20 protein-coding genes and 4 pseudogenes are annotated in these 25,090 nt (G+C 41.4%); 15 read left to right on the forward strand and 9 right to left on the reverse strand.

Translation table 11 applies throughout. The features are described 5' to 3' along the window. Positions 1-147: 147 nt before the first annotated feature. Positions 148-1,046, reverse strand: a pseudogene (locus LC653_RS27965) (IS630 family transposase). A 485-nt stretch (positions 1,047-1,531) separates the two neighbouring features. Here LC653_RS27965 and LC653_RS27975 point away from each other — a divergent pair. Next, on the forward strand, positions 1,532-1,699 hold the full coding sequence (locus LC653_RS27975; RefSeq protein ID WP_100901972.1) for a ribbon-helix-helix domain-containing protein: 168 nt from the start codon (positions 1,532-1,534) through the stop codon (positions 1,697-1,699). Positions 1,700-1,859: 160 nt separating this feature from the next. Next, a complete protein-coding gene (locus tag LC653_RS27980) occupies positions 1,860-2,138 on the forward strand; it encodes a hypothetical protein (protein WP_372478230.1) in 279 nt (92 codons plus the stop codon). Positions 2,139-2,466: 328 nt separating this feature from the next. On the opposite strand, the gene rpsU is transcribed toward LC653_RS27980, so the two are convergent. Both rpsU and rbp read right to left on the reverse strand, forming a co-directional pair. Further along, on the reverse strand, positions 2,467-2,658 hold the full coding sequence (gene rpsU / locus LC653_RS27985; RefSeq protein ID WP_094333031.1) for a 30S ribosomal protein S21: 192 nt from the start codon (positions 2,656-2,658) through the stop codon (positions 2,467-2,469). Positions 2,659-2,778: 120 nt separating this feature from the next. After that, entirely contained in the window at positions 2,779-3,105 is a 327-nt protein-coding gene (rbp, locus tag LC653_RS27990) for an RNA-binding regulator (RefSeq protein WP_229497924.1), read from the reverse strand. A 310-nt stretch (positions 3,106-3,415) separates the two neighbouring features. Here rbp and LC653_RS27995 point away from each other — a divergent pair, with 310 nt between their 5' ends. Then, a complete protein-coding gene (locus tag LC653_RS27995) occupies positions 3,416-4,810 on the forward strand; it encodes a TldD/PmbA family protein (RefSeq protein ID WP_229497925.1) in 1,395 nt (464 codons plus the stop codon). Positions 4,811-5,099: 289 nt separating this feature from the next. Here the strand turns inward: LC653_RS27995 and LC653_RS28000 are convergent, their stop codons facing one another. Then, entirely contained in the window at positions 5,100-6,005 is a 906-nt protein-coding gene (locus LC653_RS28000; RefSeq protein WP_229497926.1) for a hypothetical protein, read from the reverse strand. 279 nt (positions 6,006-6,284) lie between these two features. On the opposite strand from LC653_RS28000, the gene LC653_RS28005 reads away from it, so the two are divergent. From LC653_RS28005 to LC653_RS28020, 4 genes and pseudogenes are all read left to right on the forward strand, one after another. Continuing rightward, positions 6,285-6,815 (forward strand): pentapeptide repeat-containing protein, encoded by a 531-nt coding sequence (locus tag LC653_RS28005; RefSeq protein ID WP_229497927.1) that lies wholly within the window; start codon positions 6,285-6,287, stop codon positions 6,813-6,815. 336 nt (positions 6,816-7,151) lie between these two features. Beyond that, positions 7,152-7,322, forward strand: a complete 171-nt coding sequence (locus LC653_RS28010; RefSeq protein ID WP_229497928.1) for a hypothetical protein — start codon at positions 7,152-7,154, stop codon at positions 7,320-7,322. A 43-nt stretch (positions 7,323-7,365) separates the two neighbouring features. Continuing rightward, positions 7,366-8,387, forward strand: a pseudogene (locus tag LC653_RS28015) (S-layer homology domain-containing protein); the annotation flags it as partial. A 129-nt stretch (positions 8,388-8,516) separates the two neighbouring features. Beyond that, positions 8,517-9,281: a hypothetical protein gene (locus LC653_RS28020; protein ID WP_229497929.1), complete on the forward strand. Its 765-nt coding sequence runs from the start codon at positions 8,517-8,519 to the stop codon at positions 9,279-9,281. Positions 9,282-9,363: 82 nt separating this feature from the next. Here LC653_RS28020 and LC653_RS28025 read toward each other — a convergent pair whose 3' ends face one another. Beyond that, positions 9,364-11,487 (reverse strand): tetratricopeptide repeat protein, encoded by a 2,124-nt coding sequence (locus tag LC653_RS28025; protein WP_229497930.1) that lies wholly within the window; start codon positions 11,485-11,487, stop codon positions 9,364-9,366. 675 nt (positions 11,488-12,162) lie between these two features. Here LC653_RS28025 and LC653_RS28030 point away from each other — a divergent pair. Further along, on the forward strand, positions 12,163-12,423 hold the full coding sequence (locus LC653_RS28030; RefSeq protein WP_229497931.1) for a hypothetical protein: 261 nt from the start codon (positions 12,163-12,165) through the stop codon (positions 12,421-12,423). 101 nt (positions 12,424-12,524) lie between these two features. On the opposite strand, the gene LC653_RS28035 is transcribed toward LC653_RS28030, so the two are convergent. Further along, complete coding sequence (locus LC653_RS28035; RefSeq protein ID WP_229497932.1) at positions 12,525-14,312, reverse strand: GmrSD restriction endonuclease domain-containing protein; 1,788 nt, start codon at positions 14,310-14,312, stop codon at positions 12,525-12,527. 108 nt (positions 14,313-14,420) lie between these two features. Next, the gene (locus LC653_RS28040; protein ID WP_229497933.1) at positions 14,421-15,380 is read right to left on the reverse strand and encodes a 1-aminocyclopropane-1-carboxylate deaminase/D-cysteine desulfhydrase; all 960 of its coding nucleotides are present in this window, start codon (positions 15,378-15,380) and stop codon (positions 14,421-14,423) included. A 218-nt stretch (positions 15,381-15,598) separates the two neighbouring features. On the opposite strand from LC653_RS28040, the pseudogene LC653_RS28045 reads away from it, so the two are divergent. Continuing rightward, positions 15,599-16,147 (forward strand): annotated as a pseudogene (locus tag LC653_RS28045) (flavin reductase family protein); the annotation flags it as partial. Between the two features lie 125 nt (positions 16,148-16,272). On the opposite strand, the gene LC653_RS28050 reads toward LC653_RS28045, so the two are convergent. Further along, positions 16,273-16,515, reverse strand: coding sequence for a hypothetical protein (locus tag LC653_RS28050; protein ID WP_372478231.1), 243 nt, complete (start codon positions 16,513-16,515; stop codon positions 16,273-16,275). Positions 16,516-17,178: 663 nt separating this feature from the next. Here LC653_RS28050 and LC653_RS28055 point away from each other — a divergent pair. The 6 genes and pseudogenes from LC653_RS28055 (at position 17,179) to purU (ending at position 22,728) form a co-directional block, all read left to right on the forward strand. Continuing rightward, a complete protein-coding gene (locus LC653_RS28055; RefSeq protein WP_229497935.1) occupies positions 17,179-18,183 on the forward strand; it encodes an ABC transporter ATP-binding protein in 1,005 nt (334 codons plus the stop codon). Further along, on the forward strand, positions 18,184-18,996 hold the full coding sequence (locus LC653_RS28060; protein WP_229497936.1) for an ABC transporter permease: 813 nt from the start codon (positions 18,184-18,186) through the stop codon (positions 18,994-18,996). A gap of 108 nt (positions 18,997-19,104) precedes the next feature. After that, positions 19,105-19,476: pseudogene (locus tag LC653_RS28065) on the forward strand (four helix bundle protein). 29 nt (positions 19,477-19,505) lie between these two features. Further along, a complete protein-coding gene (locus LC653_RS28070) occupies positions 19,506-21,161 on the forward strand; it encodes a GldG family protein (RefSeq protein ID WP_229497961.1) in 1,656 nt (551 codons plus the stop codon). Positions 21,162-21,220: 59 nt separating this feature from the next. Beyond that, positions 21,221-21,847, forward strand: coding sequence for a DUF4340 domain-containing protein (locus LC653_RS28075; RefSeq protein ID WP_229497937.1), 627 nt, complete (start codon positions 21,221-21,223; stop codon positions 21,845-21,847). Positions 21,848-21,873: 26 nt separating this feature from the next. Beyond that, on the forward strand, positions 21,874-22,728 hold the full coding sequence (gene purU, locus LC653_RS28080) for a formyltetrahydrofolate deformylase (RefSeq protein ID WP_229497938.1): 855 nt from the start codon (positions 21,874-21,876) through the stop codon (positions 22,726-22,728). A gap of 746 nt (positions 22,729-23,474) precedes the next feature. On the opposite strand, the gene LC653_RS28085 is transcribed toward purU, so the two are convergent. Beyond that, entirely contained in the window at positions 23,475-25,088 is a 1,614-nt protein-coding gene (locus LC653_RS28085) for a hybrid sensor histidine kinase/response regulator (RefSeq protein WP_229497939.1), read from the reverse strand. Positions 25,089-25,090: the final 2 nt, after the last annotated feature.

The following is a 25,090-nucleotide window of genomic DNA, read 5'->3' on the forward strand; positions in this document are numbered from 1 at the left end:
ACTCGATGGATTGGATCACCATAAGAGCGGAAATCGTAACTGTAAGGTTTAGCCATAGTAAATCAGGCGAGAGTCGGTCATGATAATACTTATAGTCTATGTCCTAATGGGCTAGACGGTTGCTATATATAGCAGCCGCCATAACGGTTAGGACGCTAGATGTAAGATATGCTCCATCGCATCCCGTAGACACTCATATTGGTCAAGTTGCTTGCGAATGCGACTTTTGAGCCAAGACCAGCATCGCTCAATCTTGTTGAGATCCGGTGAATAGGGGGGTAAGTACAGCAGTTTACAACCTGCTTGCTGAATCAGTTGCTCAATGCGACCGCCTTTATGGAACGTGGCATTATCGATGACTACCACCTGCCCTGGTTCGAGCAAAGGGATTAAGCTCTCCTTCCAACCAAATCTCAAACACAATCCGGTTGCAGGAACGCAACGATAGTAAAAGGAGCCATTAGTTGGTGGTTACGCAAAGCCGCAATCATATTAACACAGGCGTTGCCTTCGTCCTGATTTGAGAGCATGAAACCGTTCTCCTTTCTCATTCCAGCCATAACCGTAGTCTTCTCGATTGTCCATACCCGCTTCATCGACATAAACAATCGTTTCATCTGCTTGGGTTGTCAACTGTTCTATGAATGCTTGCCGTTTGATTTCATCGCGCTCTTGATAGCCATAGGTCTTTTTTTTCGCGTGAACCCTATTTTCTTTAACGCTCTTGCAATTGTGCGTAAGCGAAGCTCGCCGCAGGCATCGCTGATGTTGCCCTCCCACAGTTGAGCCATCTCTACCTGGGTTTTATCACCATGAGATTTAGCAAAAGCCCGAAATTGCTCCCAGTCTGTGATTTTGTGGTTGTTTCCAGATGGGTGGTTGGGCAACGGCAGAACATCTCCGGTTTCGGCTTTGCGCTGCAACCATAGGTTGATCGTGTTGCGGCTGATGTTGAAGAGTTCACTGGCTTCGCTTTTCTTCAATCCTCTAACTCAATGGATTGGATCACCATAAGAGCGGAAATCGTAACTGTAGGGTTTTGCCATCGCAAATCAGACGATAGCAGATCATGATAATACTTTTAGTCTACGTCCTAATCGACTAGACGGTTGCTATATCAGTGGTGCGGAGATGACCACCCGTTTTGCTTCTGGAATCAGATGAGAAAAAATTCTCCATTCAGCATTTCTGAGATCGGTAGGATATGTCTTGCGGAACATTGTTACCAATAGATGTAATCTCTATTTGCATTTTCGAGTTAGTCTTCTACTCAATTTCCCCTTTAGATTGACTTTATAAATAGCCTTTTACTTTAATATTCCTTTTACATTCTATTTATAATTATTGCCCTAAAAGGAGCTAAACTTCATACTTGAGAATATACTCTACCTCTTCACTATTGCTTAGAAAAACATAATATGTTGCTTCATGATTACTTAAATTAAATGTCATTAGTTATACCCTTGTAGTAGCAGTTTAAAAGATTGATATTAGAGAAGTAGTTTAAAAATATAGCTTGTCTGTCTACTACATGAATAAAAAATGGGCTGCTAAACGACTTACAATCAATCTCACATCAAGTGAGGCACAGAAGCTTGAACAATACTGTTCAATGACGGGAAGACCAGCAACCGATGTAATTCGGGAGTTAATTCGCTCTCTTTCTACTCAAGAGGAAAAAGTGTCCCAAACCTACTAAATCATACTGAACAAAAAACAAAATGATGATGGGCACTTCTCAATTCCTGAGTAAAGGATAGTGTTTCACAGCTATCAGTGATTTTCCTGTAAACACGCACTATAAGTAGCAACTAAACACACAACCCAGATGTGATTCTGCTCATTTAGCCATGCCCAATATGGATGGTTTTGAGCTAATAGTTCACCTACAAGCATCCGCAAACCTTTCTGTTATAATCGTTTTTAGTGCCAGCGTATTCGAGGAAAATCACCAGCGGAGTTTGAAGGCAGGGGCAAAAGCATTCCTGCCTAAACCCTCCAGATCGAGGAGCTACTCAATAGGCTGCGATCGCTGTTGGGAGTGGATGTATGCCCAATCTCCGTCTCAGCAATCCGACCAATTGGGGTTTCCCATGCTAATTCCTACCCTTCTGCGTCAGGACAAGGGTAGGAAGTAGAGTATTACTCGCCCAAAGTCCTGGCTCAACTTTCCAAGACAGAATCTTCAAAAGTCTTGTAGACTACTAAGGGAATGCCAAAAATAAATTTTTCAGCCAAATTTTAGTAAAGTCAGCGTACCGATCGCTACTCTGTAAGTAACAATCAAAAGTTTTTTGCAATTGGGGGACACACCATTATTTACATTGCCCATCCCCTAATCAGTAATGCTTTTGCCAAAACCTACCCTTTAGATTTACATGCAGCAGCACAGTGATCGCCTCTTCGACAGCTAAGAATGTAATGAGAGAGTGCGTTAGTGTAGCTTGCTGTAGGCATCGCTTGTTTTCAATTGCGACGGAAATTTCTCTTACGTTGTTTGTGCCTTGCAACTTCTTTGCGCTTGTGTTTTTCCAAAGGCGTTTCAAAGTGACGATGCTTTCTCATGTCTGGAAAAATACCTGCTTTGGAAACTTCCCTCTTAAATCGACGTAAGGCTGACTCAATTCCTTCATTTTCGCCCACAAATACTTGGGTCATTTTCATCTCCTACTTAATTGGTACTGGGCAATTTTAAGCCGTCCAGTAGACCGGAGCGCAAAAAGGGCAGATAATGATTCTGCCCTTAAGACGTTAAAACTTAATTTTTGATCTTAAAGTTTAGTAGCGTCCTCCTCCTCCTCGAGAGTATCCACCACCACCGCCACGACGGTCACCACCACCACCAAAGGAACCACCTCTATCTTCCTTGGGTTTAGCCTTATTCACTTTCAGGTCGCGTCCCATCCACTCAGCACCATCAAGAGCTTCAATGGCAGCTGTTTCTTCAGCTTCTGTACCCATCTCTACGAAAGCAAAGCCGCGTGGACGTCCTGTTTCGCGGTCGGTAGGCAACTGAACCCGTTTTACAGAACCATGTTCGGCAAAAACAGATGTGAGGTCTTCTTGTGTGACCTCGTAGGATAGATTACCTACATAAATTGACATGCGTTATCTCCAAAATCATAGGTGTGTAGAGATTTAGATTTCGGAGACAAGCTTGTTAAGACCAAAAGGGAAAAGCCTGTCAATACTAAAAACAAACGCTGTAACCGAATTTTATTCTCACTTAATTACCTTAGCACATCATTCAGTTCTTACCCACCGTAAAAAAGGAAGTACTAAGAGCCAGCGATCGCCTGCGGATTTCTCAAACATCGTCTAAGTCATGAATTCAGAGGCAACTTTGACATTCAGTAGCAGATATTCCCTAATTAATTGCAAAATAAATGCAGTTAGTCATTGTTACTAATTGGAAATGCCTACTACACTTGCTGACGCACAAAATTTACTTTCTGACCTCATCGCCCGCTACTGTGAGCGTGTAGATTATCTGATGATTCGCCTTGAAGAAGCAGAAGGGACTGATATCTTGTTGCGTGGCGACAAGGTAGAAACCCTAAGCGTTGGCATCTCCATTGGTGGACATATTCGCGCCTGTTATAAAGGTGGATGGGGTTTGAGCTGCTTTAACCAGCTGGCGACAATTAAGGATCGGATAGAAGAAGCGATCGCTGCTGCGCGGATGGTTGGTGATGAAGAAACTTTACTTGCACCCATTGACCCGGTGCAAGCAGTATGCATTTTACCCCTAAAAGGCAGCGATCCCCGAAAAATCCCACTCTCGAAGAAAAAACAATTGTGCGATCACTATACTGAATTGCTCAAAAGCGTTGATCGCCGGATTACCACTACTTCGGTGCGTTACGGTGACAGCGCCCAAAAAGTGATCATAGCTACCTCAGAAGGCACTTTGATCGAGCAATCTTGGGTGGACATGGAAATGCGCTTTGCGGCTACCGCCAGAAATGGCGAAACCGTACAAACTGGACGGGAAACTACTGGCTCTCGCAAAGCTTACGAAGATTTAACTGGTTTAGATGAACAGGTTAAAAGTGCCGCTCAAAGAGCGATCGCAGCTTTATCTCTGCCATCGGTGAAAGGCAATACTTACACCGTAGTCATTGACCCAATTCTCACGGGTTTGTTTGTCCACGAAGCCTTTGGACATCTTTCTGAGGCCGATATGGCTTACGAAAACCCCGATCTGTTGGAAGTCATGACCATTGGACGGCGGTTTGGCCCGGAAGAACTCCAAATTTTTGATGGTGCTGCCCCAGAGGGACATCGCGGTAGCTATTTTTACGATGATGAAGGCACGCCTGCCACAACTACTCAACTAATTAAAGATGGAGTTTTAGTTGGACGTTTGCATTCTCGTGAAACTGCTGGCAAATTGGAAGAAGCGCCTACCGGGAACGCACGCTGTCTCAACTATCACTTTACTCCCATTGTGCGGATGACAAATACCTGGATTGAACGGGGTAAAACGCCAGTCAAAGACTTATTCACCGATATCAAAGAAGGAGTTTATGCCCGCAATTGGTTAGGTGGGATGACAAATGGGGAAATGTTCACCTTCAGTGCTGGGGAAGCGTGGATGATTCGGAATGGCAAAATTGCTGAACCAGTAAGGGATGTAACGCTTTCGGGTAATGTATTCCAAACTTTAGCGGATATTGAGGCAATTGGTGATGATTTTTACTGGGATGAATCTGGCGGTTGCGGTAAAGGAGGGCAAAACGGTTTATCAGTGGGTTGTGGTGGCCCCAGTCTCCGAATTCGAGATGTAGTGGTTGGTGGGGAAACGTGAATTACCCGCCGCGATACCCAGTATTTTAGCTATCGCGGCGGACTTAGAGCAATTAGTCTAGGACTTACGCACAAGCAACGGAAAACGAACCACAGAGGACGCAGAGAAGCCAGTGCGTTGGGCGGGTTCCCCGACTTGAAGCAACTGGCGCGACACAAAGGAATAGGAGTTTGAGAGGTTTTTTGCGTAAGTCCTATAGTAAAAAAAATCAAACCGTTTCGCCCAGTCATTAGTGCTTGGTTTGGGATACCAGTGTTTAACCGAACCTGATATGACTAATGACCAATGACTAATCACTACTTAATAAATTTGCTAGCCAGAAAGCGACGTTACGCACATAGGTTTTGATATCTTCTAAGGCGCGTGGCTCCTTTTTCATGCCATCTCCTGGTGGCTCATCTACAAAAGTGGGACAACCTTTGTTAATATCCCAGTTGTAATCTACTAAATGATGAAAGCTGGAGTTAGCTACTGCTCGTCCTAGTATATTGCCCTGTTCATCTTGATGATGCTCGATCGCTACAACTAGATTGAAGTTACGACCTGTAACTAAACTTTTACCTAAAGCAATTACCCGCGCATTGGCATTGCCCAAAGGTACGCCAATACCGCCTTCGTGGGGATGTGTTGGGAAAAATTCGATACTTCCCGAAGGTGAATTGGGATTTTTTAAAAGTTCGTGAATGGGTTCAATAATGGTAATTTTTTGATAATCGCCGTTAGCTCCAGAATGATAGTTGGGCCAGGAGATATAAGTTGTGTATGAGTCATCTCGGCTCCAGCGAGATTCATCGGGATCGGGATTTTTGGTGTTGAAATAGTGGACATCACCAATGTCAATTAAACCACACATCGAACAGCCCATATCCTGATGATCGCGTGTTGTCAAAATACCGCCGCCGCGTTGCCGAAAAGCATTGATTCCGGCAATGTCTTTTTCGGTTAAACCCTTATCCACCTCTAATCCAAATAGCCAAAGTTCATCAAAATCTGATTTGTCCAGACTACTTAAAACTGGGTCGCCACTTACTGCATCTGATTCGTAATCGCGTCCCGTAACTTCAAATAAGGAGTTTCCTGCTTCGTCTTTAATCGATGCTAAGTAATCTTGTAACATCGAAAAACGAAAAATGCTCCAGTCATCTTCAGTTGTAGGAATCGTAGTCTGCAAAAGAATACGGATTGGTTTTGCCATAACCTCTGTCAGATGAACACCACAATTGAGTATAGCGATCGCTTTGCACTAATGCTTAAATTTTTAAATCCCTCAACATCCCTCCCAAGTATGAAAATAAATCATAACTCTAGGTAGTAGCGCCTGTAGTTGAGGATGGCTAATCTAGACAAAAGTGATTTGATATTCACTCCGGTTTGATTCACCACACCAATCCTCCGTGGCGCGTGCTGGGGATTTACTGCCTGTCTGAGTAAGCTGGATAGCTTCAATTAAACGTTCCTTAACACAGCGACAGATATGAAAGCAGATCAACTCCTGAAAAACTATGCCGCAGGTGTCAGAGACTTTACTGGTGTCAACTTGAGCGAGGCAAACTTAAGAGAAGCCGATCTCAGTGGCATAATTTTAGATCGAGCAATTTTAGATGGAGCTAATCTGAGTCATGCTAATTTAGCCCAAGCCAGTTTGATTGAGGCAGACTTAAATGGAGCAGATTTGAGCAATGCTGACCTAAGTGGTAGCAACTTAAGGGGAGCTATCTTGGATGGAGCTATCTTGGATGGAGCAGCAATGGATGGAGCTAATTTAAGTCAGGCTGATTTGACGGTTGCTAAACTGATTGAAACTAACTTGAGTGAAGCGGATTTGCAGGAAGCTAGTTTGATAGCGGCGAATTTAGATGGAGCCGATTTGAGTGGTGCAGACTTAACTGTAGCCGACTTATCCCAAGCAAATCTCACTCAAGCAGATTTGAACCAGACAAATTTGAGCGGAGCAATTTTGGATGGAGCCAATATAGAAGGAACAATCCTGGATGAGAATGTTTAAATGTGAACTACTTTAACCCTAATCGCGTAATTCCCCATCCCTCTATAGGGTGGGGATGTAAGCGAGTCAAAAACGAAACGCCCTGTTGCTAAATGGAGGTGATTAGTGTTGGCGTTGCGTAGAGCTACTTTTAGGCTATACCCTACCAAGAAAATCAAGAAAAAAAGGATCTTAGTCAGCGTCAACACGTTTGCGATAACTGCAAACTCGAAATTTGAGGTTCATATCATATTTGCTTGATTACTTAGTTAAACCCGGAGAACTTCACCCCTTAATCCTCTCTCCGCAGGCGCTACGGTTTACACACAAGTCTTTTAGAGTTGCAATGGCATTGTTTTGACAGACAATAGCATTGTTTCGACTGACAATGGCATTGTTTCGACTGACAATGACATTGTTTCGACTGACAATGACATTGTTTCGACTGACAATGGCATTGTTTCGACTGACAATGGCATTGTTTTGGCTGACAATGGCATCGAGATGAGAACCTGGAATGTTGCGTGAGAGTCTATAACTTGTGTGTACAGATTATCCGCTTGCAAGAAACGCCCCTAGGATCGCAAATAACAAATTATCAGAAAATCGTACCGCGATCGCACTTTCTCGCAATGCCCAACCTGTACTGCGTCGAAATCTGATTGTTAAAAATACCCAAGGTGGTCTATTTGTCAATGGCAATGCAATCCCCGATTTAGGTAATACGGGAGATCCGGCTGATAATATTTTTCGTGATAATAGTGAATTTGATTTATACAATGCCACTACACAAAAGTTAGTTTCTGTAGGTAATCAATTAAATCCATCTCTAGTCAAGGGCTTAGTCGAATTGATCCCAGCCAGCCTAGTAGCGGTTAGCAATAGTTTCTCTAACACTTCGACAGAATTCCTATCTCAAAAACTCTCTGCGTTTCCCGAACTAGATGAACATTGGGCAAAACCATTTATTCAGGCATTAGTGAGTATGGATTTAACTCATGCTTTTGTTGATGGTAGATACCAGCCAGATAAACCCATGACTCGTGCCCAGTATGCAGCTCTGGTTGCGATCGCTTTTAACCCATTTCCAAAAATCTCAGCCCCTGATTTTACGGATGTACCCAAGGATTTTTGGGCTTATAGTGCTATCCAAATCGCGGCTAGCGGTGGCTTTGTTGGCGGATTTAGCGATGTCTACGACGGGCTATGACGCTCGTTCGCCCTTGGCGTCTCCCCTTGGGAGAAGACTCGCTAACGCAACGCTTACGGCGTCGCACTTTTCGCCTCGATCAAAATGTCCAACGGCTACAGGTGATTGTCTCACTAGTAAACGGACTGGGACTACCAGCTGTTGATAGCGATATTTTAGAACTTTATAGCGATCGTCATACCATTCCCGACTATGCCGGAAAAGTTGTTGCCACTGCTAGACAACGAGAAATATTTGTCAACTATCCAGAAACCAAACTGCTTGCACCTTCACGTCCGGCAACACGCGCCGAAGTTGCAGCAATGGTTTATCAGGCATTAGTAGCTATTGGGCGAACATCTGCGATTAAATCAGTCTATGTAGGGTTGCATTCTAGAAGTTGACAAGTAAAATAGGAAACACTGCTTATCGGCTTGGTACTCTTGGAAAAAAAACCATGTAGTTAAAAGCACGCTAGGCTAATATGCGATGGGTGACAAATCTTAGACCTATTGCCTAAAGCTAATAGCCCCATGTTAACAACACTTCCAGACACCTCTGCCAACTTAGCGATCGCCTTGTTAATTAACTATAGTTTTGATCTCAGTGGCTATACTGCCAATGAGCTAGTTGAGCGTTGGCAAACGCAATACCCGCTTAATTGGCTACACCTGGCAGTGATTGAGGCACTATATCAAGGTCGTTATAAAGCTGTTTCTGTGCAGCAAATTTTAGTATTTTGGCAGCGCCGGGATCAGGCTACATATCATTTCAACATGGAATTTGAACGGATGATTTGTAGCAAATTTCCCCAAAGTTTAACCTCATCGCCTGCTCCAGCCCTACCGCCAGCGAAGAAAAATCCAATTGTGGAGAAAGTCACGAGTCCTCAATTACCACCTGCTAAGATTCGCAACGGCTATCAACACAGCAATACTGCAACTCTACAACTGAAAAGTTACGAACAAAAAACATCTTTAGATGAAGAAGAAGCGAAGGAGGAAGCCAGGGACAATAAAACTGTCCTGAAGTCTCCCCTTTCGGGAAAATTTGCTTCTTCAACAACGCTTCAGTTATCGTCTGCTATCAGCCAAAGGCAAGCTTCACAAGAAAGTCCACCGCCTTCACCATCACCAATTCCTCATCAACGACAGCCAAAACTACTCCCACCTGCTCCCATTCATGCCCCAATCGGGCAATTTACTCCAGAAAAAAGCGATCGCTCTGAGTCTTTTACATCTAAACTCAAAGCGATGTCTGGGGAACAGAATCGGCCAATTGGGGGGAGTGGGGAGTAGGGAGTGGGGAGTGGGGGGAAGAGGGGAAGAGGAGCAGGGGGAGCAAGAGTGGAATAACTAATGCCCAATGCTTTTTAAATTGTTACTGTGCAACTAACTGCTTAAAGCGCTCATCATCGGTAATATCATCAAAATCTAGGTCAGTTACTGCGTCTTCTTTATACCTGGGATTAAGTTCAATTGCTTGTTGTAGAGTTAGCAGAGATAGTTCAACTTGTCTTTGCAGTGCGTAACAGGCTGCTTTGTTGTAATAGGCACTGGCATAATCTGGGTTAATTTCTAAGGCTTTATTAAAACTAGCGATCGCTTCATCATCGCGCCCCAATCTTACCAAAGTATAACCGCGTTTATCCCAGATTTTGGGGGAATTGGGTTGGAATTCCAGCGCTTTTTCAAAGGACGCTATTGCCTCTTCATATTGTTCTAATGCTACTAGGGAAAGGCCGCGATTCAACCAAGCAACTGCATCATCAGGCTTGATTTGTGTAGCTTTATCAAATGAGTCAAAGGCTTGTTGATGCTGTTGTAAGTTACCAAAAGCAACGCCGCGATCGCACCAAGCTTGATGATAATCTGGTTGAATCGCAATAGCTCTATTGTATGAAGCGATCGCATCTTTGTAGCGTTTCAACCTTCCCAAAGTTAGACCTCGTTTTAACCAAGCCACAGGTTCATCAGCTTGGATTTTAACCGCTTGGTTGTAAGCTGCGATCGCATCTTCATAGCGCTTTTGGGAAAACAGCGTATCTCCCTGTTTTACATACTCATCAGCAGTAAATTCTAGTTGTTGTGGCTGTTCCTGTATTTCTTCCTCAACTTCAGAATTTACAACCTCTGGGATGGATGCAGCTTTAATCTCAACGTCAACTTCAGAATTCACCGCCTCTAGGATAGATTCAGGTGTAATTTCAGTTAGTTCCTGAAGGATGAGATCCTTTCTTTCTTGGGCATCCAATTGTAACTCAGAGAGTTGAGAGACAAACTCAGTTTCTAATCTTTCTAACTTCTCCAAAATGAGAATCTTTTGTTGTTGAGCATTCCATTGTAAATCTGAGAATTGCGAAGTAAACTCAGAACCAGCTTTTTCTAAATTCTCAATGATTAGCTCTTTGCGTGTTTGAGCATCTACTTCTAATTCAGATAGTTGAGTTGCAAATTCTGACTGCAATGCTGCTAAACTCTCAACAATTTTGTTTTTTTGTTCTTGAGCATCTACCTGTAATTCAGATAATTGAAATTTCAATTCATTATCTAATCTTCCTAAATTGTCAAGTGTAATATCTTTTTGTTTCTGAGCATCTACCTGTAATTTAGATAATTCTTCCGCAAATTCTGACTGCAATTTTGTTAAATTTTCAATAGCTATATCCTTTTGCTTTTGAGCATCAGACTGCCATCTTGAAAGTTGAGATGTGAACTCAAACCTTGATACTTCTAAATCACCAACGGCTAGTTCTTGCTGTTGTTGCACACCTAACTTTAAATTAGACAGTTCCTCTGCCATGACAGATGCTAATTTTCCGAGATTATCCAGTGCTATATCTCTTTGTTGTTGAGCATCAAACTCTAACTTAGATAGCCCAGAAGCAAATTCTGACTCTAAAGTTTGTATATTTTTTTGAGATTTTTTAAGTTCAGTTTCTAATCTACTTAATACCTGTGTTTTAGCTAAATCTAGTTCAGATGTAAGGTTAGATAAATATTTTTTTTGTTCGTTTTTAATCTGTTGTTTTAAACTAATCGTTTCCTCTTCTAATTCATAATTTATTTTTTTAGCTTCTTGAATAAGATTTTCAGCCTCTTGTTTAGCGGTGGCTAGCTGATTTTGCAATTTTTCCATTCCCCGTAATTGTTGCATCGCTCTATCAACAATTTCACGGATTACCACCCGTCGCAGAAGCCAAAATAAAGCAATGATTGCGACTGGGAATAAACTTAATATAACTAGCCAGACATTGAGTAAGATAGTTGTCCGGCTAAAAGCGCTATTAAAATCAGATTGGACTTGCTGTTGAATTCGCTTTTCTGCTCTTAGTCGCGTTAATTCTTCCCGTTCCTGATTCGATAACACCGGAGCAGGAGTTAGTGCTGGGGAAGGTGATGGTGCAGATTGTCCACTGGCAATTCCAGGGGACAGCAGTAAGGGTAAGAAGACAATAGTGCTTTTTACAATTAAAGCGAAAACAGCTTGATTTTTGCTCTTCATAACAACCATCTCAGTCTGTTGGTCAGTTTTTGAAGCGGCGTGCCTCTCTCCAATCTATAACAGAATTAAGTAGTGAAATGTTGTAGAGGCAGTGGGAAATGCTGAACAATCCTTAACTAATCCGTTTCCTCGCCCTTACTGTACGTAGAAATTCAGTGGGGGAGTGCAGTAAACTTTTTGACGCAACGGTTTGTAGTAAGGACTTTAGTGCTTAGAAAATAGATATCTCCAGTAATTAATTATGCGTTACCTGAAACCCTTGTAGAGACGTTGCATTGCAACGTCAAAACAATTCTTTTTCACTCCTATGTCTAATAAGGACTAAAGTCCTTACTACAAACTTGCTTACCTATTATTTTAAACTTGACAAACTAGTAGGGCGTTGAAACTGAAATTTGCACCTGTACGCGAAGTGTCAAAACAATTCGTAATTCGTAGTTGCAATCAGTGCTTGCTTTAACCTTCCACTGATAGCGTAGCGTTAACGAGTCCGCGACCGTCTTGAAAACTACTAAACCGGAGATTTTGGTGCTTGCGCTGTACCCTCTTAATTACGAATTACGAATTACGAATTAGTAATTATTTAGTCAGATGTGCGTACTTCGCACTAACATTAGATTATCTAGGGTAAGTAGATTACTTGTCCTAAAATTAACTTAACAAAGGCGGTAGAAAATGGGTCGGCTAAATCCTTATACACTGCAATTGCAGATTACCCGAATGTTTGAGCAAGGGCAATCATTTTTTGCCACAACCAGAGTACAGGAATGGTTGAAAGAACGCAAACACAATCCAGAAGATTATGAGATTCTTTTCCATAAAAAACCCGCACCTCCTGGTTCTAAAGAAGTGATGGTAGTGGAAATTGAATTACGCCGCAAAGATGGGCAACCTGTAGATGCTTGGTTGCAAGAACAAGCAAATCTCCATGCCTAATTTTAAGAACTAGCAATTTTCAATTTAAATTCATATTATCTTAACAGAATTTACCAATATATAGCGTTCCGCAATTCGGAACGCTCTTTGTTATCTTTTATTTAGGGATATATATTATCTGTGCGATTGCCCATATCAAAAACATTAAATTCAATCCCGTCTAACTTCAGCCTCAAAGCCTCTAATAAAAGATTTACTCTTTTTTCAATAAAAATATTCAGCGCGTGTTCAGGAAGTGCATCGGCTCTTGACCATTCAAGAATAATTGTCGGTATAAGATGAGAGCTTAGGACTGTCTCTAAACTAGGCTCGTCATATTCTTTGAGATAATTTAATGGATTTTTATCGCTAATTTTCAAATTAGTTATTTGAGACAGATAGGCAATATTCATCAAGCTGTCAGATTCTATTTGACTCCCAATGCCACTCTGCTTAATAAAGTTAACTGGAAATATATGGTGCAGGTTAGGCTTATCTGTTAGCAGATAATAAACATCAGACAAAACATATTGATGAGGTTTTGCCCAATCCTTTGGCTCATGGTTTGCATAAAGTGATAGTATCGCTCTGGATAAACGACCTCTATAACTGTAGAAGGATTTTCTTATCGAATTCTTGTCAATATCAAATTGATTGAATGAGTAAGTATTATTAGCCTTTTGTTGATTAACAAAGTCTATATGTTGCCAGAGGTGAGTAGTGTTTGTTAGTAAGTCTGCATTATGAAAACTATAATACCAAAAATACTTCTTTAAAAAACTATAATCTGGTTTATGATTACGATAAAAGTATGCTGTGATAGTCAGGTATAAATATCGGTAAGGAATTAATCTTCCACCCTTAATATGCAAACAATTATCAAAAAAATCAAAAGTTTTCGCAATTGCTATTTTAAAATCAGACCATACAGCTTCAATATGCTCTGTTTTTAGCTCATTAAGATACTTGTCAGTAATATTTTGTATGCCTGCATCAGGAAATGTAAGTTTTACTACTACAGCTAGCATCTGTAGCAATGTCCAATCATCAACAGTCACATATTGACTGCTAGCAATAGACTCTCTAAAATTATTAATTAATTCACGAAGGTAAAACCCAGAAATATTATTCTTTTTGTCCTCAATCCGAAAAGTTTTAGCTACCACGATATCAAAGATATCCAAGGGTTTACCAGCTTGATTAATTCGCTCAAATATTTGGCAAACTTCTGCAACTTCAATACCGCGTAATTCAATAAAGGACATTCTATAATTGTCCAAAACTTCTTTACACTTCGCTAGCTGTTCTCTATAGGGATGATCAAAGTCACCGTAGCCACCTTTATGAAGATTTTTTTCAATATTTTTATAATTAATTTTAATATCTTCTAACTTGACAATCAGGTTTTCTTCATAACGTTTATTTCTACTTTTATTTAATTTATTTTGCCCATTGTTATCATCTATCTCATCCCAAAATAGAAATCTTTTGATGTAACTTATATCATCTGTTGCATCAGTAAATTCAATAGTCAAATCTACATATAGCGTTGGGTTAAACTTATTTTTGCAAGCAATCTTATTCTTATCTCCATATATTGAGGTTAGAAGGGCAGTAGTCCTTTGTTGTCCATCTAAAATATATTGGTATTCGTTAGAGGAAAAATCGTCAGCAAGCTTAATACCTCCTATTTCTCTATGACTTTCAAGCTTGGTACTAGTTTTCCAAATTAAAATACTTCCTAACGGGTAAAATTTATAAATACTATCCCAGAGCTTTTTAACATTCTCTTTCTCCCAGACGATATCTCGTTGAAAAGTGGGAATTTGATACTTTCTAGCTAAAAGATTATCTAAATAGGTAGCAATGGCAGAATTAGTTGGCTGAATGCGATCAGTGTATGTAGACATTAAATTAACCTTACCTAAGTTTGAGTAAATATCAAGATTGGTGTGTGAATTTAACTTGTTTTAGTAAAATTCCATACAAGGTTAACTGATATTTAATTAAGTGGCAACTCATATTTTAGAAAATCTCTGCAACCTTTCTTCCATGCCAACGTTGCCCTGTAAGCCGCCTGTGTGTACCAGCAGCAATGAGTCGCCTTTACTAAAAAATCCCTGCTTTAGTAAATCCATCACTCCGTAAAACATTTTGGCGGTATATACGTAATCGAGGGGTACGCCATGTTCCTCCATGAACTGCTGGCTGAACAGTAGCAACTCGTCGTTCACCTTTGCATAACCGCCAAAGTGGTAATCACATATTAATTCCCAGGAAGGGGGAGAAGTAGATGGTGTGGGCAAACCAGAGGTGAGGTAATTTGTCAATAAACTTTCGATTTCTTGTGCGAGAAAAGCCCCATTTTTCAATACTGGAAAAGCGATCGCTCTTTGTCCTTCATGCAACGAAAGCGCAATACCTGCTATTGTGGTAGCTGTACCGCAGGCTACGCATATATGATCAAATGCGTAGGCGTAGCCAGCCGTAGGCATCGCACGATCAATTATCTCTGTACAGCCGCGTATACCATTTAAATTACTCCCGCCTTCGGGAATGATAAACACCTCGCCGAAACGTTGTCGCAGATATTCCTCTAACGCTGGTGTGTTGCGCTGTCGATACATCTCACGGTTCAGATACACAAGCTGCATACCCTGTTGTACAGCAAAACTCAGCGTAGGATTCAACGGTAGCCTTTCTTCGCCACGAATTACGCCGATGGTGCGAAAACCGAAAAGATTACCAGCCGCCGCAGTTGCATAGATGTGATTGGAATAAGCGCCGCCAAAGGTTAGCAGCGTCGTGAAATTTTTCTCCTTGGCCTCCAAAAGATTGTATTTCAGCTTGAACCACTTGTTGCCGTTAACCAAGGGGTGCATGAGATCGAGGCGCAGCACATACAGATCAACACCTGCGTTACGGGCGATTTCACTGTTGATTTGTTGTAGAGGAGGAGGAAAAAAGGTTAACGACATGCGTAAACATTCTAACTTAGAATTTACATTCTCTCACGTTCATTATTGAACATAAAAGTAATGATGAACATGGAGTAATTCAATGGTAAGTCAATCAAAATGAGGAATAAATCTTTCTGATGATTAGCTTTAGAAATTGGCATTTTACTAATTGAGTGTTTCAGGTAAATATAAGAAACATAAAACTCACTCCAGATAATATTCTTTTTGGAGAAAAAGAAGCAGGTGCTTCCTTTGCCCAAAACTTGAAGAAAACCAAAAAACTGCGGACTTCTCGGCAGGTTGTGACAGAAACCCATGTAGATCGTACCGAACAAGCGGTGGGGCGGATCATTGGTTCTCTGTGTGTTGTGACAACTCGTGATGAAGAAACTCACAAAGGGGTTTTAACTTCTTGGGTATCTCAGGCAACTTTTAACCCACCAGGAATTATGATTGCGATCGCTAACGAGCAAAATGCAGATTTAATGCATCATCCTGGTGATAAATTTGTGCTGAATATCCTCAAAGAAGGAAGAAATGTGCGGCGCTATTTTTCTCGTCATAGCACTTTAGGAGATAATCCCTTTGCAAATCTTGACACAAAAACTGCTTTTAATGGTTGTTTGATTTTGAATGAGGCATTAGCCTATTTAGAATGTACGGTGCAAAATCAACTTGAATGTGGTGATAGATGGTTAATTTATGCCGTCATCGATCACGGTGAAGTGTTGGAAAATGATGGTGTCACTGCTTTGGAGCATCGGAAATCTGGCAGTTATTATTAACCTGACTTTTCACGGTATTTCAAAAACCTCACTTCTATTTCTCTCTTCCTTTAAGGAGGAGCCACTGCGTTGGGCGGCTCTGCCGACTTGAAGCACGTGGCGTCAGAGACTTTGAATTTTCCCCCTTAGAGCGTCGGGAAGGGGGTTAGGGGGTTAGGTTTTTCGTAGTCAGGTACACACAAGTCTTTTAGAGTTGCAATGCGATTGTTTTGACTGACAATGCGATTGTTTCGGCTAACAATGCGATTGTTTTGGCTGACAATGCGATTGTTTTGGCTAACAATGTGATTGTTTCGGCTAACAATGTGATTGTTTCGGCTAACAATGTGATTGTTTCGACTGACAATGCCATTGTTTTGATTGACAATGCCATTGTTTCACGGGATCTGGAAAACCTCACTTTCATTCCTCTCTCCTCTTAAGACTACGGTGTACACACAAGTCTTGCCGCAGCCATATCTTTATTAATAAATCTCGCACTGCGTTTCTATTCCGCCTCGGAATGAATTCCGAGTCTCATAGCTGAAGTCCACTAAGCGTGGACTAAATTAGGACTTACGCACTGTACAAAATGACTATCATGTGTATCAACGAAAATCCGTTGTTTCAGGCTATTGGCTACTAGCTTAATTATCAGTAGCGTAGGCGCAGCCCGCCGCAGGCATCGCTGGCTAATGGTGAAAAAATCAAACTTGAATGCCTGAAAATCCATACCCATATTTAATTGCTTCTGTCAATGCGTAAGTCCTATAAATGATCAATTCAGTCCACTTGAGTGGACTTCAGCTATGAGCCGCTGAACTTCAGTTCTGGGCGGGATGTCGGTGAGTGTGACAGTTTCACTCTGACAAAGCCTTACAACGAAAGAAGCTTTGATTTTTCGCCTGTCTCTAGTAGCGAAGCTTGCTCGGTAATTAGATTTTTCAGGAACTTTACCCATTGTCGGCGAATCATTAGTGCCAATCCCCGATACCCTATATCGTGATCTAAGATTGTTGGGTATCTTATAAATTGCGATCGCCACTATACCGATGATCGAAGTTGAGCATCTAAGTAAAATATACGGTTCCACCCCAGCGATTACTGATGTCACTTTTAGCGTCGAACCTGGGGAAATTTTAGGGTTGTTGGGTCCCAATGGCGCTGGTAAAACCACAACCATGCGGATTCTGGCTGGTTATTTACCGGCAACCAATGGAAATGCCCGGATTGCTGGCTATGATGTCCATGAAAATTCCCTAGCTGTACGCCAACGCATTGGTTATTTACCAGAAACACCGCCGTTATATCCAGACATGACGGTGGAGGGATTTTTGCATTTTGTCGCCCGAATTAAGGGAGTATCAGCAGGCGATCGCCCCAACAAGGTAACAGCCGCTATCGAACGCTGCAACTTAGAAGATAAGCGGCGGGTGATTATTCGCAAACTCTCTAAAGGATACCGCCAAAGGGTAGGAATTGCTCAAGCGATCGTCCACGATCCACCAGCGATCATTTTAGATGAACCCACCGTTGGACTCGATCCCCGACAAATAATTGAGGTGCGGAATTTAATTAAAAGTCTCGCTGGTACTCACACAATTATTCTTTCCACGCACATTCTGCCAGAAGTGAGCATGACTTGTAGCCGCGTCGCCATCATCAATCGCGGTAAAGTTGTGGCAACTAATACACCAGAAAACCTGATGACTCAGTTGACAGGTGGTTCAGGGTATGAAGTGGAAATAGAAGGAGAAGCTGCCCTAGCGAAACAGGTATTGCAAAAAGTCGCGGGTGTGAGTTTGATAGAATCAATTCCGACAGCCGGAGGTCATCAACCCCAGGCAAATCGCGCTTACCTGCGGGTAATATCGCAACCGGGAAAAGAACCAGGAAAGGATATTGCCACAACATTAGTGCGTGCAGGATTTGGTTTACATGAACTGCGGCGAGTTAATGCAACCTTAGAAGATGTGTTCTTGCAACTGACCACAGAAGAGAAAAATTTCGATACTGAGGTAGACTTAGCAGCAGACAACGAAGGAGAGGCAGTGTAAATGGGTGTAGTGCTGAGTAATATTATTGCCATTTATCGCCGAGAGTTACAGAGTTATTTTGTATCACCTTTGGCTTATGCGATCGCAGGCATATTTTGGTTAATTGCGGGGTTATTCTTGGTGATGATTTTGCTAGGGCCAGATGGCATTTTGGTAGGAGTTGCGGCAATAGATGCACAAGGGCAACAACTCGGAGTGCCAGTACCGCCGATAGATGTCCCCTACGAATTTATCCGGGCATTCTTGGATCGCATGGGGTGGCTATTGTTATTTATCCTGCCAATTCTCTCGATGGGACTCTATGCCGAAGAACGGAAGCGGGGCACTTTAGAATTATTAACCACCTCACCAATCACCAATTGGGCGGTAGCTTTAGGTAAGTTATTGGGCGTGCTAACATTTTTTACCACAATGGTTCTACCCATGCTAGTGTTTGAAGCGATCGCAATCAGTGGATCAAATCCCCCAATGGCGCTCTCAATTCCCTTACTGGGTCATTTTGGATTAATCTTGCTAGCAGCAGCAATTTTATCTTTAGGAATGTTTATTTCTTCATTAACAGACAGCACAATTCTGTCTGCCGTTTTCACCTTTGCAGTAATTTTATTATTGTTATTGATTGATTTAATCGCCAAAATTGTCCCTGGCCCCGTGGGCGAAGCATTAGGTTATCTGTCATTGCTGAAACATTACGACACCTTAATTCAAGGCATTTTTGATACCAGCGCCTTAATTTTATTTGCCAGTTACATTTTTTTGGGCATCTTTCTCACAGCTCAATCAATTGATGCACTGCGCTTTCAAAGGCAATAGTTATTTGTCATTTGTCATTTGTCATTGGTCATTGGTCAAAAAATAGTGACACTTAAAAATATATGGACGAAAATTGAGTGACTAAAAATCAGCAAGACAACTCAATAAATGGCAACAAAGCGTTTCCAAGAATTACAGGTTTATAAATTATCAGAACAATTAGCAGATAACATTTGGAAAATTGTTGAAGGATGGAATTTTTTTGCAGATACAATTGGTAAACAGATTGTACGTTCAGCCGATAGTATCGGTGCCAATATAGCGGAAGGTCTAGGAAGAGGTAGTTTTTAAGAAAATAGACGTTTTATAAAAATAGCTAGAGGCTCTTTGAATGAAACTCAACATTGGTTAAGACGAGCTTACACTCGTAACCTTTTAACTACCGAACAGATAAATGCAACCAAAACAATCATTAACGAACTAGCGCCAAAACTAAACTCCTATTTAAACTCAATTGGCAATGTACCAGATGACCAATGACAAATGACAAATGACAAATGACAAATCACATGAAGATAGTTGCAAAAAAGAAACTGTGGAAATATCTGTTTTGGTTGGGGCCGTTCCTAATTGCTGTCGGCTTAACAGTTGCGTTAGTCTCTGAACAGTGGGGACTAATTCCATTAGTATTTCTGATTACAGGAATTGTCATCACTGCGTTGGGGATAATATGGCAAAGCTACCAAACTAACTGGTGGAAGCGTCGTTCTACCCAAGCTGGTACTAATGCTTTAGTGGCAACTCTGGCAGTGTTAGCAATTTTAGGATTGATTAACTTTTTGGGAACTCGCTACCACTTGCGGGCAGACTTAACAGAAACTCAATTATTTACCCTTGCGCCCCAGTCACGGGAACTGGTGAGGGTTTTACCACAGCCAGTTAAGGTGTGGGTGTTTGATATTAACCAGAATCCCCAAGACCGAGAATTACTAGACAATTATCAACGCCAAAGCTCAAAATTTAAATATGAGTACATTGACCCCCAAACTAGACCAGGACTTGCAGAAAAGTTTGGCGTCAAAGATTACGGAGAAGTTTATTTAGAATCTGGCGATAAACGGCAATTAGTGCAAACGGTAAATGAAAATGAGCGCTTGTCAGAAATCAGATTAACTAGTCGCCTGCAACAACTAACAAGTTCAACCACAGCCAAAGTTTACTTACTCCAAGGTCATGGCGAACGCCAACTTTCACCTGGTAAAGATGCAATATCACAAGCAGTTCAGGGATTAGGAGATAAAAGTTTTACAACATCACCCCTGAATTTAGGAGAAACTTCTAAAGTTCCTCAAGATGCTGCTGTAGTGATAGTAGCTGGCCCCAAGCGAGGGCTGTTTGAAGGCGAAGTCAAAGCTTTGCAAGAATATCTTAATCGCGGTGGTAACTTACTGCTGATGATTGATCCTAATACTGATCCCAAACTTAACAGCTTGCTACAAGAGTGGGGTGTTCGTCTGGATAATCGTTTAGCAGTCGATGTCTCTGGCGGAAGCGTGGGACTTGGCCCTGCTACGCCCTTAGTCACAGAATACGGACAACATCCGATTACCAAAGATTTCGATAACGGTAATTCTTTTTATCGGATTGCCCGACCACTGGAAATTACCTCTGTACCTGGTGTCGAAGCTACTCCTCTGCTGCGAACCAAACCCTACCCCAACAGTTGGGCAGAAAGCGACCTCCAAAGCGAGAAATTGGAGTTTAATGCAGATAAAGACCTCAAAGGGCCTCTAACCTTGGGCGTTGCCTTAACCAGAAAACAAACACCCAAATCTGCTTCCACTCCCCAACCTGCACCGACACCTTCACCTCTACCATCACCAACCACTCAAAGCAAGGCTTCCCCTGCTCCCTCTGTTCCCTCTGCTCCCTCTGCTCCCTCATCTCAAACAGCCACCGAGTCCCGTTTAGTGGTTTTAGGAAATTCCGATTTCGCCACCGATGGCTTGTTTCAACAGCAATTAAATGGAGATGTATTCCTCAACTCAGTTACTTGGCTGAGTCAACAGGAGAAGCAACCCCTTTCCATTCGCCCCAAAGAACCGAAAAACCGTCGGATAACCTTGACAACCACACAAGGTAATCTTTTAATATTGTCATCTCTGTTGCTTTTACCTTTAATTGGGTTTGCGATCGCAGTTATTATTTGGTGGAAACGAAGGTAAGAAGTGAGTTAGGAGACGCGATTAATCGCGTCTAATGCCCAATGCCCAATATTTAAAAAATGAAATTGCCGCGAACGACTTTAATTCTGATACTGCTAGCGCTAGGTTTAGGTGGTTTTGTTTACTTCCATGAAATTCGGGGTGCGACTGTGCGAGAAGAAACCAAGGAGCAAAAGCAGCAAATTTTCTCTTTTGCCGAAGATGATGTGCAGTCTTTAACAATCACGACAAAAAAACTCACCCTGAATCTGGAACGTAACCCTGAATCTAGTAGTAACCCCAAGTGGTTAATCAAATCTCCGATATCGGGCCCAGCAAATGATGCTATTGTTTCTTATTTAATAGATTTGTTAGTCAAAGGTAATAGCGATCGCACTCTCTCAACTCCAGCAAAAGAGCTTGGAGAATTTGCCTTAGATCAACCCCAAGCAACTATCAATATCACCCTGAAAAACCGACAAAGGCATCAGTTGATTTTGGGTAAATCTAACTTTAATGGTCGTTTCTTGTATGCTCAAGCTGACCCGACTGCTAAACCCGATGGAAATATAAATGTACTGTTGGTATCTACAGATTTTGCAAATGCCGTAAATCGGGAACTATCAGAGTGGAAACAACCTGTAGATAATAGTCAGAAACTTCCTCCACTCACGATTCCTAAACCGACTCCGACAAACAGCAAATAATTAATTCAAAATCTGGCGATATTATTATGACAAATCCGACAGCAACATTGCTGATTTCTTGCCCCGATCAACGGGGACTGGTAGCGAAATTTGCCAATTTCATCTATTCTAATGGTGGTAATATTATCCATGCAGATCAGCATACAGATTTTGCTGCTGGGTTATTCCTTACCCGGATTGAATGGCAGTTAGATGGGTTCAATTTGCCACGAGAGTTTATTGCCCCTGCATTTAATGCGATCGCACAACCTTTAGACGCTAAGTGGGAAATACGTTTTTCTGATACAGTACCACGCATTGCTATTTGGGTAAGTCGCCAAGATCATTGTCTATTTGACTTAATTTGGCGACAACGTGCTAAAGAATTTATTGCTGAAATTCCTTTAATAATTAGTAACCATTCTAATTTAAAGGTAGTAGCGGAGCAGTTTAATATCGACTTCCAGCATATTCTCATCAATAAAGATAATAAATCAGAACAAGAAGCCCAACAACTAGAATTACTGCGCCAGTACAAAATAGATTTAGTTGTATTGGCGAAATATATGCAGATTGTTAGTGCAGATTTTATTAGTCAATTTCCGCAGATTATTAATATACATCATTCCTTTTTACCAGCTTTTATCGGAGCAAACCCTTATCACCGAGCTTTTGAACGGGGTGTGAAAATTATTGGTGCAACGGCTCATTATGCCACTGCTGATTTAGATGCAGGCCCAATTATTGAACAGGATGTAGTGCGAGTTAGCCACCGTGATGAAGTTGATGATTTGGTGAGAAAAGGCAAAGATTTGGAGAGAGTTGTATTAGCAAGAGCGGTGCGATCGCACTTGCAAAATCGTGTATTGGTATATGGTAATAGAACAGTAGTCTTTGAGTAAACGATGCTCAAGCCACTGGAAGTAAAAGCTATACAAAAAAGTCCACCTACGCGGACTTTACAAAAATACTTATTTCAAGAATTGCCGTAGCTGTTTTAGTTAGCTAAAATACAATACGGTTCAGTTAAGGCTAAAACCTTTTAGCAAAGTCAAGTTTTTTAACGAACCACAGAGGCGCAGAGGGCACTGAGAGAAGAAATAAATGCTTAACTGAACTGTATTGAGCTAAAATAACCTCTGTCTTATCTTTCGATTCATCTCTGATTTTAAAGTAGTAATAAAGATTACCAACAGTTAGGTCTGATGCCTGTTGCAAATTAGATGTAACTAATATTTTATAACCAGTAATTCAAGCCTGTGCATTAATACGCAAGTAAGCAAAAAATTTATAGCTTGAACAAATTTAAAACACTATCTACTACCTATTAGTCAATCCAGGGAGATCCAGCCACCATTGGTCATTGAAAGATAATTTTCAGTTACAAGCACACAAGGAACTTGGCTAGTTTGCGGTGCGAAACCCAAAAGCTCTACAGTAATTGAGATAGGGCAAAATGCAGTTAATCACAAGGCTTAATTACTATTGAAAAGATATCACCTTGATCAATATAAGTGCTGAATCCAGTCATAAAATTTCATATTGACTTATACAAGCGTCTCCAATCCGTAAAGTTTGCCCATCTCCCTATAGTTTGCGTATGTTTTCAGGCTTAACCAACACAGCGATCGCATGCTTTTTGGATACATCAATTTTTAACAAGGGCTGCGATCGCAGCTACCAATTTGGCAGGATCGGCTGGTTTAGCAATGTGGAGTTGAAATCCGGCTGTAAAAACCTGTTTTTGTGTCGTTTCTGCGGCGTAAGCAGTTAGGGCGATCGCGGGAATTTGTCCACCTAAATTGGCGGGCATTGCTCGTAACTTTCTGATCAAAGTGTAACCGTCAACATCTGGCATACCTAAATCGCTTAACAGCAAATCTGGCTTTGACTTTATAATTGCAGTCAGTGCTTCACCGGCAGATGCTGCGATCGTCACGATTGCTCCCTGCTGTTCTAATAGAAAAGCCAGAAACTCACGGGTATCAGCATTATCATCTACAACTAACAAACGTATTCCTTCTAGTGGAGCATAAAGCATACAGGATGGATAGGAATCGTCTGATACATTGTGATTTTCCTTTCCTAATTCCAGATGTTGAAACACGGGTAGGGTAACTGTAAATGTCGCACCTTGCCCTTCTCCTAAGCTCTCTGCCAAAACTGTACCGCCATGTAACTCGACAAGTTGGCGCACAATCGCCAAACCAAGTCCTAGCCCACCAAAACTTCGGGTTGTACGACTATCTGCCTGACGGAAATATTCAAATACATGTGGCAGAAAGTCAGGACTAATACCTTTACCCGTGTCACTAACTCTCAGTTGTACCTCAGAATTAATCTGTTTTAAGTAGACTTCAACCTGTCCACCGGATGGTGTGAATTTAACAGCGTTAGAGAGCAGATTCCAAATAATTTGTTGAATCCGATTACTATCACCCTTCACCTGTCCAATTTCTCTATCCAAATGAAGATTAATTTGAATCGACTTTGCTTCTGCTGCCAATTGCACTGTCTCTAAAGCAGCTTCAATAGTAAAAACAAGATTAACAATTTCTAAATTAAGTGCTAGCTTGCCCTGGAGAATGCGAGAGATATCCAACAAATCTTCAATCAACTGAGCCTGTAATTCAGCATTTCGTTCGATTGTCTCAAGGGCACGCACAGTAGTAGCTTCGTTTAATGAGCGATTTTTCAGTAGCTTTGCCCAGCCCAAAATTGGATTAAGAGGAGAACGAAGTTCATGAGAGACAATTGCTAAAAATTCATCTTTAATTCGGTTTGCTGTCTCAGCAGCTTCTTTCGCCTGTTGACGTTCTTCTGCTATTGCTAGAGCCTGATCGCGGAGGTTTTTATATTCCTGAACTCTGAACGTTAAATCTGTCAAATCTTCAATTGAAAAGAGAGCATAAAATCTATCTCCATCCAATGCAGACACAGCAGTAACAGTTGTGTGTTGAATGCGGTATTTATCTTTGGATATAGGTACAGGAATAATATATTTATGCAGTTGAGAAGAAAAAATTGTCGGCGGCCCACCTTGAAAAATTTGGTGCAAACGGCTAGCGTAACGAGGTTGATTCAGATGAGGAAAATATTCATGAATAGAATTTCCCAAAATCTGACTTCTCGGAATTTTTGTCCATTCCTCTAAGCAGCAGTTCCAGAAGATAACAATATAATCTGACTGTAGAACAAAAGCTCCTAAAGGAATTTTATCTAAAAGGCTAAATTTTTCCTGAGCTTGTTCAATTATATTCATTG

The sequence above is a fragment of the Nostoc mirabile CHAB5784 genome, from assembly GCF_020829645.1.
In the GTDB taxonomy this organism is placed as follows: domain Bacteria; phylum Cyanobacteriota; class Cyanobacteriia; order Cyanobacteriales; family Nostocaceae; genus Nostoc; species Nostoc mirabile.